Genomic DNA, 15,359 nt, shown 5'->3' on the forward strand with positions numbered 1-15,359 from the left:
GCAAAAGATATTTTGTTAAAAATTACATAATTATACGGTTTTTGGTCAAATTAATAAAAACTACAGTAAGGGTGCTTTCATTTATGCCTTCGTTCTTTAAAAATCAAAAATCTAAAAATAAGCTTCAACCTCAGGCAAATCAAACAAGCAGCGAACAAGCAGCTTCTTCTCTTAAGAATCTGCTGTCTGAGAACCTTACCCTCATTAAAGAGAAAACTGGAAACAGCTCAGATATTGTGATTCGTCATTTTAAACTAGGCGTCAATAACAGCTTGGCTGCTGCTATCGTCTATATAGAAGGGATTGTAGATAATCAGGCTATTCAAGATTACTTACTGCAGTCTCTTATGAAAGATAATCAAAAAAATGACCTAAACGATCAAAATGCATTAGAGTTAATCTCCGAAGACATCGTCACAATCGGCAACGTATCGTTTGCAGACAACTGGGATGATTTACTGTCTTCTTTGATGTCAGGAGACAGCCTTCTTATTTTCGATGGCATAAACCGCGTACTCAGCGTGAGTACACAAGGCGGTGAAAAGCGTGCCATTGCAGAATCTACTACAGAAATGGTAGTTCGGGGACCAAAAGGTGCCTTTACTGAGTCTATCGGCACAAACTTAGCCATGGTGCGCCGAATTATTAAAACACCTGACTTATGGCTAGAGTCGATGAAGATTGGCCGAGTAACTAAAACGGATGTCACTGTTATGTATATTCATGGCATCGCAAACGATAAAGTTGTAAAAGAAATTCGAAAGCGATTAAAAAACATTGATATTGATAGTATTTTGGAATCAGGTTATGTTGAGCAGCTAATTGAAGATCAAACGGTCACTCCTTTTCCAACTATTTATAATACAGAAAGACCCGACGTGGTGGCAGGTAACCTTTTGGAAGGAAGAATTGCTATTTTTGTGGACGGAACTCCTTTTGTCCTTATTGCTCCCGCGTTGTTCATTCAATTTTTCCAATCGGCTGAAGATTACTACGCACGCTTTGATATTGCGACGTCCATTCGTCTTTTGCGGGTGTTTATGTTTATGATTTCACTTATCGCTCCTGCTACGTATGTGGCGGTTACGACATTTCATCAAGAGATGGTACCCACAACGCTTATTGTAGCTCTTGCTGCACAGCGAGAATCCGTTCCATTTCCCGCGTTTGTGGAAGCTTTTTTTATGGAAGTCACCTTTGAAATTTTACGTGAAGCGGGGATTCGTTTACCAAAAGCTATCGGATCTGCTGTATCAATCGTTGGAGCTCTTGTTATTGGGCAAGCAGCGGTTCAAGCGGGGATCGTCTCACCAGCTATGGTTATTATTGTATCGATTACAGCCATTGCTAGCTTTGCAACGCCGTCTTTCGATATGGCTATTTCAGCGCGTTTAATTCGTTTTTTATTTATATTAGGAGCGGCTACATTCGGTTTCTATGGTATTATTCTTATTCTTTTAATGGGAGTTGGACATCTGTGCAGCTTACGTTCATTTGGTGTTCCTTATATGACGCCATTAGCACCGTTTATTCCTGCAAGCAATGAAGATACTTTGATACGGTTGCCATGGTGGACGATGAGAAGAAGACCTAAATTAATTAGTGATAACAAAGTTCGTCAAAGCAAACATCAAAAGCCTGAGCCTCCTTCTTCAAGAGGTATGATTAATCAGGAAATGGAAGAAGATGATCAAAATGAAACGTAAAAGTTTATTTTTACTGGTAATGACCATAATGATGGTATTGCTTACTAGCTGCTGGAGTAAAAAAGAGTTAACGGATCTTGCATTTGTATCGGCAATGGGCATTGATAAAACGAAAGATGGGCGGTATGAGCTTATCTTTCAAATTATTAACCCGGGAAATGTAGCTGGCTTACAAGGGGGCGGCGGTACCCAAAGTCCGCCTGTTACGATCTATGCTGCTTCCGGTGATAATTTAGTTGAAGCAAGCAGACGCGCTTCAGCTAGAATTTCCCGAAGACTTTATTATGCCCATACCAACTTAGTCGTGATCGGAGAAAAATTAGCGCGTGAAGAAGGAATTAACATTCTCATTGATTCTATTGATCGCGATCCTGAGTTTCGAATTACGACTTCCTTAGTAATCGCCAACCAGTCAAGTGCTGCTGATTTGGTAAAAGCACTAACGCCTGTCGATAAAATTCCAGCAAACAAAATTATGAAAACGCTGGAGTTCACTCAAAGAAAATGGGGAGAAAATCTAAAGGTTTCCTTTCAAGAAGTGATGAGATCTCTCGAATCTCCTGGAGGAGAAGCACTAGTCTCGGGTTTTCGTTTAGTTGGAAATCCTCAACAAGCAGAAAAATTAGATAACCTCCAGCAAAGCGCACCAGAAGCTACCCTTCGTGCTTCTGGCATTGCTGTTTTTAAAAATGGAAAGTTAATCGACTGGCTGTACAATAGTCCAGCCAGAGGCAGCGTTTGGATTCTTGATAAAATACAAGGAACCGACATTAATGTAGACTGGAAAGGAAAAAAAGAAGCGCTTGCCTATCAAACAGTTCGTCAAAAAACGGATGTATCTGTAAAAATGGTAAAAGGAAAACCTTATGCGTCCGTTCACACTCGCGTAGAAGGCGATCTTGGAGAAGTGGAGGTCCCTGTTGATACACGTCAACCTGCTGTAATCAAAAAAATGGAAAAAGCTGCAGGTAAAGAAATAAAAAAAGAATTACAAACAGCTATTAAACAAGCTCAGACAGACAAAGTTGACATCTTTGGATTTGGAGAAGCACTAGCACGCACGCGGCCTAATCAGTGGGAAAAACTCAAATCAGAATGGGATGACGTTTATTTTCCAAAATTAGATGTAGACGTTAAAGTAGAAGCTTACATTCGCCGAACAGGTCTGCGCAATAAATCGTTTCTCTCTAGCGTAAAAGAAAAACAACAATGAGGTAAGGAGGTTCTGGCTATATGGAAAAAGCAAAAATTAGCGCCACTCAGTTATTTATTCTCATGGTTTTATTCGAGCTGGGAAGTGCTTTATTAGTTCCTCTTGCAATGAGAGCAAAGCAAGATGCATGGCTAGCTATTTTAATTGGAATGCTGTGCAGTTTTTTCTTCTTTTTAGTTTATCACAAGCTCTATTCCTACTATCCGGACCTCCTGCCCACAGAATATATGCAGAAAATTTTAGGTAAGGCACTGGGAACGCTTCTTGCATTCGTATATATCGTTTATTTTTTATACGATGCATCACGAGTTCTAAGAGATTTCGGAGAGATGCTTCTTACTTTTGCTTATCCCGATACGCCTTTATTTATTGCCAATGCCTTATTAATGCTGGTCATTATCTATATTACCCGAAAAGGAATTGAAGCGATAGCCCGGTCAGGAGAGCTTCTGTTTATTTTTATGTACTTTCTGGCTGTGGCAGGCTTCATCTTAATTATTAGCTCAGGACTAATTGATTTTAAGAACTTACAGCCGGTATTAAAAGAAGGAGTACTGCCCGTTGCAAAAGTTGCTTTAACCGAAACGCTGTATTTTCCTTTCACGGAAGCTATTGTATTTACCATGCTTCTTCCTTATTTGAGCAATCCCAAAAAAGCGAGTGTCACCATGATATGCGCAACGGGATTAAGCGGAATTAACCTAATTATTACGATGATCATTAACATTAGCGTGCTTGGAGTTGATTTGACGACAAGATCACAGTTCCCTCTTCTGAGTACTGTCCAAACGATCCAAGTAGCTGATTTTTTAGAGCGTCTAGATGTATTTTTTATGTTCGCTATGGTTATTGGGATTTATTTTAAAGTTAGCATCTTGTTTTATGCTTCTATAATAAGTACAGCTACTTTATTTAAAATTAAATCGCCTTCCCGTCTAGCGTATCCTTTAGGCATCATTGTGTTATTTCTGTCGATTACAATCGCTAGTAATTTTCAAGAACACCTTTATGAAGGGCTGCACGTAGCGAGATTTCTTTTACATATGCCGCTATTTTCTATCATACCTATACTGCTTTTGATTATCGCCTTTTTGAAAAATAGGAAGAAGCAGCACAGATAGTATATATCTCTAATAATATAGAAAAATGGCATTAAAATTATCGAGGTGATGTTCGTGTATATATGGTTTTATGATCATTTTGTTAATACAATCTTATTTCCGCTTACTTGTATCATGCTAGTGTGCCTATCACTAGGGCTGTATGCATACGTTAAGCTAAAAAAAATGAAAAGTGAAGAATAGATAGCTACTCCCTCATTTAAAACAAGAAAGATACAACAAGATAGAAAGCAACTGTTATTCCCGCTGCAATTAAAGCTGGCTTTAATTTATATTTGGCATATTCAATAACAGATAAATCTAATATTTTGGCGATGGTATTCGTATCGTCGCTTAAAGGTGAAGAAAATGCTCCAAAGGAACCGCTCGCAAACACCGCACCGATAATTAATGGCAAAGAAAGATCTGCAGAACTTGCAAGCGATACGCCAAGCGGCATTAAAATCCCCCATGTCCCCCAAGCAGACCCGATAAAGTAAGAAATAGCAGCTCCAAACACAAACATAAAAGGAGTGACAAACATTTGAGGAATCCACTTAGAATGTGCCGTCACAAAATTTGAAAAACCTAAGTCTTCTGTAACAGCGGATAATCCCCATACTACCGATAACAGCAGAATAACGGACATTAAGTCATTGCCTCCTGTGATAAAACCATTAAGCAAATTCTGTAATGTAAAGCGCTGAAACAAGAAAAAAATGAGGGTAATTAACGTAGTGATAATTAAAGCTACTACCATCGCTTCTAGCACGTCTGCTTTAATAAATGCTTCAAAAAAGCTGTGGCTCTTATGATGCCCGCTCCACCATGTTAAAAGTAAAGTAAGTGAAATCACAACAAGTAAAGGTACTAACAGATTCCAAGGCTTAGAAGGCAAATCCTTCGACACGCAAGGATGACAATCATGCCAATCTTTTTCGTCTTCTTCCTCTAGCTTCATAGGAGCCGTAGATGTTGAATGATGAAAAAAACTGAAATAAATCCCTACTAGAATAATCACAATCGAAAAGAAGTTATAAGGAATGCTTTGAATGAACAAAGAATAAGCGTCTTGTTTTATGCCTTGATGATCAATTGCCATTTGAATGATTGAGACCATATACCCTACAAATGCCGTTGCCACAGGAATTAAGACGATAACAGGAGTAGCAGTTGTTTCAATAACAAACCCTAGCTCTGCTGTCGTCATTTTCACTTTTTTCAGCAGCGCTCTCATGATGGGTGCGATCGTCACAAAACGAAATGTGGGAGCACTGAATGTTCCAATGGTTGAAACATAGGTTAAAATAAGGGCTTTTTTTCTTGTATCAATTCTTTCTGCAGCTGTTTCCACAAACCCCTTAACTCCTCCAGCCATCTTAATCATTCCGATAAGCCCTGAAAACGCGTATAAAAAGACGACGATTTCTATATTACTTTTATTTCTAAGAGCTTGTACAACATAGTGAAGTAGCTTTTCAACACCTCCGATAATCGAATGATCAATTAAATAAGCACCTACTAATAAGCCTAAAAACAACCCTGGCAGCACTTGTTTCGTGAAAATAGCTATGGGAATAACAATTAAAAACGGTATAATCGAAAACCAACTAGATTCCATAGGACTCTCCCCTATCTTAAAAACCATATTAGATGTCTTCACGTATCGTTCATTAGCTTTTAATGTAACCCCAATATTATGTGTATATTCACGAAAGCAACACGTATAAGCAGTACTGCTTTAATAAAATATTTCTGATTACAAACAGCATAATAAAACTCTTTATTTCTACAACAAAAAAGCAGTTTGCACATGCAAACTGCTTTTGAAAAGAAGCGGAAGACGAGGTTCGAACTCGCGACCCCCACCTTGGCAAGGTGGTGTTCTACCACTGAACTACTTCCGCGCGTATATGAAAGTAAAGATGCGGGTGAAGGGACTTGAACCCCCACGTCATAAGACACTAGATCCTAAGTCTAGCGCGTCTGCCAATTCCGCCACACCCGCGTGTGAATTAAAAGATAACTCCAAAATGGCAGGGGCAGTAGGAATTGAACCCACACTGACGGTTTTGGAGACCGTAGTTCTACCTTTAAACTATGCCCCTAGAAATGACCTCTTCAAAAGAACCTCGTTTATTAACGACGCTACATCATAATAAAACATATATGGAATTTCGTCAATAGATCTTTTGATGAATCATAACTAGTACTAGCGGTTTTCAAAAAACTGTGAGGCATATCACAGCTTTTTACACATTCCCTTCACCAGCTGCAGTCCTCTTTAATCTCCGCTATTTGTTTTTAGAGACTCTGCTGTAACAAAGTACTATACAAAATGTCTCCAAAATCGTGTAAAGACCGAAAGAATATGTAGGAGTGCAGATTTTACAGGAGGCACGTTTTTTTGAGAATCCGTATTAACATCCACAGGTTCTCCCTCATCTCCCACAAGCATACTGTGAGAAATTTTAGCTTCAATAGCTCCTGTTAACTGGGCTGCAAATTCTTCACTATCTATCATAACCATGGATTCAGTATTTAAAAATGCAGAGCGCGAATCTAAGTTAAAAGAACCAACTGCACTTAAACGCTGATCGTAAACAACAGATTTCCCGTGAATTGAATAAGGCTTTTGATATTCATAAAGCTTCGAACCAGCTTTTATGACGCGATTCTTTACTCCCAAGTATGCAGAAAAAGCCATAGCATTTGGAGTGGATGTAATAGAATTAGTTAAAATAATTCTTTGCACTTTTGGTTTTACTCGCTTATCTATATACTGTTCCATCTCTTTTGTTGGTACGATATAAGGGCTTTGAACAACAATGGATTTTTCAGCTTGCTGGGAAAGCTTAATAAACGTTTTCCATATAAAAGGGCTTTTATTTATTCGTTGAATAGGATTTGTAATAAAAGAAATCTTTCTTGTAGGGATCGTTGCTTCTCTCCATACAATATAAGGATGGACAAAAGGTTCGTTTGCTTTTTTGGCCTCTTCGTATTGATCTATCAACAATTTCTTTCCTGAAAGACCGCGAAATTGTTTAGTTTTCTTGAGCTTTGGAAAAGCTTTTCGTGTATACGGATGATTCCATAATTTCTCTACATACTTCTCCATTGAGAGAATGACACTATGACTTTCTTGCTTTGTGTTATAAATCAGCACATCACGGTCATAGACAAAATTTTTATTTGGTTGACTGGCCAAGTATTTATCTCCAATGTTTCGTCCTCCAATAATACCTAATTGACCATCGACTACTATTATTTTATCGTGAAGACGATTATGCCATGTCCAAGGTTTAAAAATAGTGAAGGGCTCATAGTACTTTAATTCTATATTATTGTGGAAAGCTAGAGCATAAAGAACATTTTTCCTCTTGCCTTTTAGCCCATGAGAGATCCCGTCTAACAGCACGCGAATACGTATACCTCGATCCGCAGCTTCGAATAAAGCGCCCATAAGTAAATCCGAAGAACGACCTTTACCGATGGAAAAGTACGCAATATCAATTGTATGCCTCGCTTCTTGAATCATCTGCATTCGAACAAGCCCTGAAAAATAACCGTTTTCCAAAAGCATAACTCGGTCTGTAGATTCTTTCTTCCCGTAAAAATTCTCAGTATTCATTACTTTTAAGTCTTTTCCCTTGTGTAAAGGGACATAAAACAGTACCACTGCAGTTACGAATACATATATGAAGTACAATACGACAATCATTATTAGTATGTTTATTAGCATATTTCCTGTCACAATCCCTTTCCATTCTTATCGTTCTGTTTTTATTAGGATTCTTACTTTTTTAACTTCTATACCTTTTAAAATAAGAATGGAATGATGGATTATTTGTTACACCACTGTTGATTTCCGTGCCAGTCTTCGCCTTTCCCTCCAAACAACAGCTAGAAGCAATTATATACACGAAACCTACGTTTACACTACCAATAAAAAAAGCAGAAGTTCATTATCTTCTGCTTTTACAATTTATACTCTCTATTGTGAACCTGCCTAAGTAAAACAGCGGCTCTTTTACTGATTAAGGTCGTTCTCCATATCTTCTATATCTTGCTGAAACTCTGCTAAACGCTGACGCTGTGTTTCAGAAGCATTTTCAAGCGCATTCTCAATTTGCTGAGAGGCTTCATTCACTTCACCTATCGCTTGCTTCGCTTCATGTCCGTACGATGCATCATTTTTAGCTTCATTTGCCTGTTCATATGCATCTACTGCTTCTTTATGCCCCTGCTGTGCTGCTTGAAACGATTGTTGTTTATCTTTATTGTATGGGAATTTTTTCATCATAGTGCTCCTTTCCATTTGTTCACTCTTTAGTGTGGCATTTTTCTACTTATTCATACGACGCTTCAATAGGTTAAAGCTAAGTGAATATTCCTCATAACAAATCCCTCAATCATTTAAGAGCCCTAGAAAATATCTTCTATCTCCTGAAATGCTTTCTATATTTTACAAAAATGTATAATCACTTTCTTTAGCGGACATCATACGAATAGCTTATCTGAACGAAAAAATGTATTGGGGTTGACTGCATGCACTTGTTTCTTTCCTTTTTGATCATTTGTGCAGGGATTATATGGATGGAAATAAAAAGATTACCTCAACACTCTCATAAAAAGGAACGGAACATTTTTATTGTGTTCATGACAATCAGCATCATAATCGCTCTTGCAAAAATCTTTCGGCTGCCTCTACCCAACCCTTCTGATTGGGTAGAAGTAATGTTTCAACCTTTAAGTCACTTATTATTCCGTTGGATCACTTAATTAGTGTATATGGCAAAAGGATGTGCTCATTTTGCTTAATGAAATCAATATTTCAGCTGCGCAGTTTCGCAAATTAGTAACTTTGTATAGCATCGGAAGCACAATTATTGTTGTACCTGCCGCTATTACAGCTGATGCTCATCAAGATGCCTGGATTGCCGCACTCTTTGGTGTAGCATTAGGAATTGGCTTAGTTTTGCTTTTTACCTCACTAGGAAAAATGTTTCCAACGCTTACGCTGATGGAAATGAACGAAAAAATTTTAGGCAAACTATTTGGAAAGATCGTTTCTGCTGTTTTTGTGTTATCCAATTTATTTATCAGCAGTCAAGTTCTTTACTATGTAGGAAATTTTCTCACTACACAAATTCTTCCCTACACGCCGCTTACAGCCATCCACATTGCATTTATGGGTGTGGTCATCGTAGGAGTACGCCTAGGAATAGAAGTTATTGCACGAAGTGCCGAGATTTTATTCCCTTGGTTTGTCGGATTATTCGGACTTCTTATTTTGTCTATGATCCCTCAAATTAAAATAGAGCATATTCAGCCGGTGTTCGAAATCCATCCAAAAGCTTTTATTCGTGCTGTTTTAACGTTTTTAAGCATGAGTTCTTTGACTTATACCATTCTGCTTATGATTTTTCCTTCTCATACACCAGACACAAAAAAGGCAACTCAATCCTTTTATATAGGTAATATAGCCGGTGGACTAGTGATGGTTACGTTAATCTTACTCGGAATTCTAGTACTTGGACCTTATTACTCCCAAATCACCATGTTTCCAAGCTATGAATTAGGAAGAAGAATTGATGTAGGAAACTTTCTTCAAGGAATTGAAGTAGTCATTGCTATTTTGTGGTTTATTACTCTCTTTTTTAAACTTTGCATTTACTTTTACGCTACTCTTTTGGGGTTTGCCAATGTATTTCATATAAAGGACTACAAACTATTTTCTTTTCCAGTCGCACTCATCATGATTACCCTTTCCCTTATTGTGTATCCAAGCGTTTCTTATCAAAAGGATTGGGATACAAAAACGTGGATTCCCTACAGCTTACTTGTAGGCATCTTATATCCACTTTTCCTTTTAATTGCAGGGTTTATTCAAAACAAAAAGCGGCGTTCTAGCAATGGATAGAAACTGACAAACCTTTAGTAAAGAATGCACCTTCAGTATAAGTAATTATTTTTCAGGAAAATATAACACTAATTATTCATGTATAGGAGCTAGTGTATGCTAGGGGTATTGGGGTTACTTATTGTTTGCACGCTCGTCATTTGGTTTGAAGTACCTAAACTACGGCAAAAAAAGGCGAAGAAAGAACTTTGGCTATTCTATACAGTTCTTGCAATCGGAATGGTCGTAAGCATCTGTAAAGCACTTGGTTTAAATGTTCCAAATCCTTCTGATTTATCAGCTGCTATCTTCAAGCCAATCAGCATATTTTTACTTCATTTATTATCTTAAGACGTTAAGACGAGGAAGTGAATACAGTGAAACCTGTAGTTAAAATTTCAACGATTCAATTTCGCATGCTCGTTATGCTTTATACAATTGGAAGCACAATTGTTATTGCTCCAGCAGCTATGACTGTAGATTCTAAACAAACCGCTTGGATTCCAGCTATCCTTGGAGTAGTATGCGGATTTGTATTAGTGAAAGTATATATAGCTCTCGGACTGTTATTTAAAGATAAAAATCTGATAGAAATCAATGAAGCAGTGTTTGGAAAATATCTAGGAAAAGGTGTATCTTGTTTATTTGTCACGTCTACTGTCATAACATGCAGCCGCATTGTATACTACGTGGGGAGTTTTTTAAATACACATATTATGATGGAAACTCCGCTGATTGCTATTCACATTATTTTTATGCTTGTGGTTGTGTTCGGAGCAAGACTCGGACTAGAAACCATCGCACGCTGCTGTGAAATATTTTTCCCTTGGTTTATTAGCCTTCTCGGAATTTTCATCTTCTCACTGACTCCTCAAATGAAAGTCGAAAACCTTATGCCTTTATTAGATATTCACTTAAAGCCGCTTACTCATTCGGTTTTTACCTTTCTTAGCATCACTTATTTTACTTTTGCTCCTTTAATGATGGTATTTCCTATTCATTTAAGAAAACCTGAAAAAGGTGCTAAAGCTTTAATGAGCGGAAGTCTGTTAGGTGGATTTATTATGGTAGCGATCATTCTCTTTTGTATAATGGTGATTGGCTCTTATCATTCTTCAACTACCATGTTTCCTGTATAAGAAATGGCTAAGCGAATTGAGCTGGGAAATTTTCTGCAAGGAATTGAAGTAATTATTGCTATTATATGGTTTCTTACTCTTTTCTTTAAAGTTTCTCTTTATTTTCATGCTTCTATCGCTGGGCTTTGCCACATTTTTAACGTCAATGAAACTCGATTTCTAACGCTACCGATCGGGTTAATCGTTACAACTTTTTCTATTATCGTTTATCCAACCATTATCTATCAAAAAACATGGTTAGCCGAAACGTGGATTCCCTATAGTTTTTTCGTAGGGGCTTTTTATCCTTTTATTCTTCTTGTTATAGGCTGGATCCGCTTTAAACCTGCTAAAATAAAAAAGATAATAAAATCTACATAAAAAAAAGCAGGTAGTCACCTGCTTTTTTATGCTTGAAGCGCTTGAAGTCCTGCTTGGTTTAAGAAATGCCAAGGCTTATTAAAGTGCGGTTGAAAGAAAAAGTCCATAAAGCCAAGCTCATCGATCGTCATTTCCTGCTGTACACAGACAGACAATGTATTGATTGCTTGAGTAGCATCAATTTTAGAAATAACCTGTGCGCCTACAATTCGTCTTGTTTCTTCTTCATATACTACTTTCAACGTAATATTTTCGTACGTTGGCATGAATTCAGGTCGGTTATTCTCTGATATTGTGATACTTTTCACATTCATATCAAAAAGAGAAGCTGCTGTTTCAGTTATGCCGGTAGATGCAACATTGTAATCATAAATATGCAAGCCTGATGTTCCTTGTGTTCCCATATACTTAATCGTTGGCTTAACAAGGTTTTGAGCTACTAATGTTCCCATTCTAACTGCATTGGTAGCAAGCGGAATATAGGCATGTTTCTTAATTGGATTGTAATAAATGGCACAGCTATCTCCGGCTGCAAATACATCTTTTTTGCTTGTTTGCATATATTCATCAACTACAATTGCGCCGTTTGGAAGCATGTCTACTTGTCCTTTTACTAAGTCTGTATTTGGACGGAAGCCAACACACAGAATAACAAGATCCGCTTCGTATTCGCCTTCAGTTGTCACTACTTTTTCAACAGATCCCTCCCTGCCTACAAATTTAGTAACCGCTTGGTTTAATGCTAACTTAACTCCTCGATTTTCAAACTCAGTTTCCATTAGATTCGTAAATTCTGGATCAAGATATTTATTTAAAATGCGATCAGCACTATCAATAAACGTCACTTCTTTTCCATACACTTCGAATGCTTCTACTAATTCCGCACCAATATAGCCCGCACCAATTACGGCGATTTTCTTCGCTTGCTTCGCTTTTTCAATAATGTGATTAGCATGCTGATAGTTTTTACAAAGCACAACATTATTTAAGTCGATGCCTTCAAGGTTTGGAATAATCGGCCATGATCCAGTTGTCATCACTAGTTTATCAAATGTATCTTCAAATTCTTCGTTAGTTTCTAAATTTCGTACAGCTATTTTTTTACCATCTGTATCAATATTCGTAACTTCATGTCTCATTTTCATATTTACACCCATCTCTTGCAATTCAGACGGTGAAGAGTAAAATAAGCCATTTGCATCTTTTACGACCCCGCCTACATAGAGCGCAATTCCACAAGACAAAAATGAAACATTATCATTTCGCTCATAAACTGTAATTTTAGCTTCTGGATAAAGTTCTGCCATATTTTTTACTGCTGCCGTTCCTGCATGTGTACACCCTACTACTGCAATTTTCATAGATGATATCCCCCTTAGGATTATAGAAAATATGATATTGTGAAGTTTTTCACATATATTGTGAAATGTTTCACATATCTTTTACAATTCTTATTATACAAACATGTTTGTCCTTTTTCAAGAGATATGTGAAAAAAATCACATACTTTTTAAAAAAAATATGTTACAGGGTTCTTTAAAGCTTGATATGATACGCTTTTCTTGCCGATGCGCTGCTGATGAAAAACTTCATCAGCTTGGTTTTTTACGTAGAAACTCACTATCCAGCGCACTCTCCATCAAAAAAACAAGACCGATAAAAGAGTCATCGCTAAAATGATTAGTACCATCACTCCTACTATAAAGAACGAGATTAAACGATCATTCCCCTGCTTTTTCTTTTCATTGTTCCACTCCACCTTGCTTACTCATCACTTAATCCATATTAAAGGAAAAAAGTGCGATACCGTGGTATCGCACTTTTCTACATTATTTATCTTTTTTATCTTGAAGAGCTTGTTTTAAAGCATCACCCAAGCTTGAACCAAATGCTCCATCATCATTGTATTTGTTAAGAAGCTTTCGTTCTTCTCGTTTTGAAATCTTTTTCTTTTTGTCCTCAGCTTTCTCCACTACTTGACATGAACGGCATTGGAAGTACGTACCCGCTTTTCCTGAGTGAATTTCCATTCGCTTGTGACACTGCGGACAGCGTCGATTCGATAGTTTAGGGTCTTTTGCGCGTCTATAGCTGCACTCAAGGCTTGAACAAACGAGCACTCTTCCTTGCTTTGTTTTCTTTTCTTTCAAGAAAGAACCGCATTCCGGACATTTAGAGCCCGTTAAATTATGAGGTTTGTACGTTTGATTACTCGTTTTTACTTGCTTAACTAGTTTTTCTGTTTGTTCGCGAATATTTGTTAAGAACTCTTTTGCATTTCCTTTTCCTTTAGCAATTGCTTCTAAGTCACGTTCCCACTTAGCCGTAAGCTCAGGCGACTTTAACTCATCTGCTACTAGGTCAATCAGCTGCTTCCCTTTTTTGGTTGCGTGCAGACGATTATTTTGGCGATCAATGGATTCATTTTGCAGAAGTTTTTCAATAATATCTGCACGTGTTGCCGGGGTACCTAAATTATGCTTTTCCATTTGTCCAAGAAGATCCGCTTCTGTATAGCGCTGCGGCGGCTCTGTAAATGCACTTTTCATCGTTACATCTTGAATGGACAGCTTGCTGCCTTCTTCCATATCAGGCAGCTTCACCGTTGCTTCTAAGTCTCCACCAGAAACTTTTTTGAAGCCTGCATTCACGACTTGCTTTCCGCTTGCTACTAACTGTTCCCCATTTACTTCAAGCTCTGCTTTAACCACTTCATACTCATATGCAGGATAAAATAATGAAATAAATCGCTTTGCAATTAAGTCATACAGCTTTCGTTCATCAGCTGATAAGTCCTGGAGAAATACAGGCTGATCCGTTACGATAATAGCGTGGTGATCACTTACTTTTTCGTTATTAACCACTCGCTTTGGCAACTGTGCATTTCTTAAAATTGGACGAACTTCTTCTTTATATACAGTAGAGATGCTTTCCAAGCGCTCTTTCATAGTAGAAACCATATCTGTTGTTAAATAACGAGAATCTGTACGTGGATACGTGACTAACTTATGCTGTTCATATAACTTTTGAAGTACATTCAATGTCTTCTTAGCAGAGAAGTTAAAGCGTTTGTTAGCATCTCGCTGCAGTTCGTTTAAGTCATAAGGAAGCGGCTGCGCTTCTTTATGCATTTTGCGTTTAATTGTTTTTACAACTGCCTCACCTGATAATTTTGAGTGCAGCTCTTTTGCGCGTTTTTCATCAAAAATACGCTTTTCATTGCCCTTTTGCCAAGCGGCTTCAAAAGATGAAAACTGAGCTGTAAGCGTCCAATATTCACTAGGTTTAAATGTATTGATTACTTGTTCACGCTCAATTATCATCGCAAGCGTCGGTGTTTGTACCCTTCCTGCCGACAATGGTTCTTCGTATTTAGTCGTTAACGCTCTCGTTACGTTTAAACCGATAAGCCAATCGGCTTCTGAACGGCAAACGGCTGAATCATACAAGCGATTAAACTCTTTTCCTGGTTTTAACTGTTTAAATCCGTCACGAATTGCTTTATCCGTTTGAGACGAAATCCAAAGGCGTTTAAACGGCTTGTTCCAGCGTACCTTTTCCATAATCCAGCGTGCTACAAGCTCTCCTTCGCGCCCTGCATCAGTCGCAATAATTAACTCACCAATATCCTTTCTTTTTGCTAGATCGGATACTGTACGAAACTGCGAGCTCACTTTACGAATTACTTTTAATTTCATTTTCTCAGGCATGATTGGCAGATCTTCTAAGCGCCATGTTTTATATTGGTTATCATAATCCTCTGGTGTTTGTAATTCAACTAAATGACCGAGTGCCCATGTTACGACATACTTTGGTCCTTCAATATACCCTTTTTTTGTTTGTGTGCTGCCAAGTACGCGCGCAAGATCACGTGCTACACTTGGCTTTTCTGCTAATACAAGTGATTTCATTTTATGTATACCTCCAATTCACTTG

At 37.8% G+C, this 15,359-nt stretch carries 10 protein-coding genes, 3 tRNA genes and 1 pseudogene; 6 read left to right on the forward strand and 8 right to left on the reverse strand.

Features of this window, described 5'->3' with window-relative positions:
* Positions 1-83 precede the first annotated feature (83 nt).
* From AC1D0Y_RS12280 to AC1D0Y_RS12290, 3 genes are read left to right on the forward strand one after another with little or no spacing between them, the layout of a single operon-like run.
* Entirely contained in the window at positions 84-1,706 is a 1,623-nt protein-coding gene (locus tag AC1D0Y_RS12280) for a spore germination protein (protein WP_477707608.1), read from the forward strand.
* Positions 1,696-2,919, forward strand: a complete 1,224-nt coding sequence (locus AC1D0Y_RS12285) for a Ger(x)C family spore germination protein (protein WP_477707609.1) — start codon at positions 1,696-1,698, stop codon at positions 2,917-2,919. Before AC1D0Y_RS12280 ends, AC1D0Y_RS12285 begins: the two co-directional genes overlap by 11 nt.
* Positions 2,920-2,939: 20 nt before the next feature.
* Entirely contained in the window at positions 2,940-4,040 is a 1,101-nt protein-coding gene (locus tag AC1D0Y_RS12290; protein ID WP_060745708.1) for a GerAB/ArcD/ProY family transporter, read from the forward strand.
* A gap of 199 nt (positions 4,041-4,239) precedes the next feature.
* On the opposite strand, the gene AC1D0Y_RS12295 is transcribed toward AC1D0Y_RS12290, so the two are convergent.
* The 6 genes from AC1D0Y_RS12295 to AC1D0Y_RS12320 all read right to left on the reverse strand — a co-directional run bounded on the left by AC1D0Y_RS12295 (position 4,240) and on the right by AC1D0Y_RS12320 (position 8,322).
* Positions 4,240-5,640 (reverse strand): Na+/H+ antiporter NhaC family protein, encoded by a 1,401-nt coding sequence (locus AC1D0Y_RS12295; protein WP_028408623.1) that lies wholly within the window; start codon positions 5,638-5,640, stop codon positions 4,240-4,242.
* 214 nt (positions 5,641-5,854) lie between these two features.
* Positions 5,855-5,926 (reverse strand) — tRNA-Gly (locus AC1D0Y_RS12300).
* A gap of 19 nt (positions 5,927-5,945) precedes the next feature.
* Positions 5,946-6,027 (reverse strand) — tRNA-Leu (locus AC1D0Y_RS12305).
* 26 nt (positions 6,028-6,053) lie between these two features.
* A tRNA-Trp gene (locus AC1D0Y_RS12310) sits at positions 6,054-6,127 on the reverse strand.
* Between the two features lie 221 nt (positions 6,128-6,348).
* The gene (locus tag AC1D0Y_RS12315) at positions 6,349-7,743 is read right to left on the reverse strand and encodes a phospholipase D-like domain-containing protein (RefSeq protein ID WP_372497658.1); all 1,395 of its coding nucleotides are present in this window, start codon (positions 7,741-7,743) and stop codon (positions 6,349-6,351) included.
* Between the two features lie 309 nt (positions 7,744-8,052).
* Positions 8,053-8,322, reverse strand: a complete 270-nt coding sequence (locus AC1D0Y_RS12320) for a hypothetical protein (RefSeq protein WP_477707610.1) — start codon at positions 8,320-8,322, stop codon at positions 8,053-8,055.
* Between the two features lie 504 nt (positions 8,323-8,826).
* Here AC1D0Y_RS12320 and AC1D0Y_RS12325 point away from each other — a divergent pair.
* From AC1D0Y_RS12325 to AC1D0Y_RS12335, 3 genes and pseudogenes are all read left to right on the forward strand, one after another.
* Complete coding sequence (locus AC1D0Y_RS12325) at positions 8,827-9,945, forward strand: GerAB/ArcD/ProY family transporter (RefSeq protein WP_231504497.1); 1,119 nt, start codon at positions 8,827-8,829, stop codon at positions 9,943-9,945.
* Positions 9,946-10,041: 96 nt separating this feature from the next.
* Complete coding sequence (locus AC1D0Y_RS12330; RefSeq protein ID WP_028408627.1) at positions 10,042-10,275, forward strand: hypothetical protein; 234 nt, start codon at positions 10,042-10,044, stop codon at positions 10,273-10,275.
* Between the two features lie 26 nt (positions 10,276-10,301).
* A pseudogene (locus AC1D0Y_RS12335) lies at positions 10,302-11,423 on the forward strand (GerAB/ArcD/ProY family transporter).
* 26 nt (positions 11,424-11,449) lie between these two features.
* Here AC1D0Y_RS12335 and AC1D0Y_RS12340 read toward each other — a convergent pair.
* Together AC1D0Y_RS12340 and AC1D0Y_RS12345 are read right to left on the reverse strand one after the other, a co-directional pair.
* Positions 11,450-12,784: an FAD-dependent oxidoreductase gene (locus AC1D0Y_RS12340; RefSeq protein WP_477707611.1), complete on the reverse strand. Its 1,335-nt coding sequence runs from the start codon at positions 12,782-12,784 to the stop codon at positions 11,450-11,452.
* Between the two features lie 468 nt (positions 12,785-13,252).
* A complete protein-coding gene (locus AC1D0Y_RS12345; protein ID WP_477707612.1) occupies positions 13,253-15,334 on the reverse strand; it encodes a DNA topoisomerase III in 2,082 nt (693 codons plus the stop codon).
* Positions 15,335-15,359 lie beyond the last annotated feature (25 nt).

Source organism: Priestia sp. P1_B12_1 (assembly GCF_056406695.1).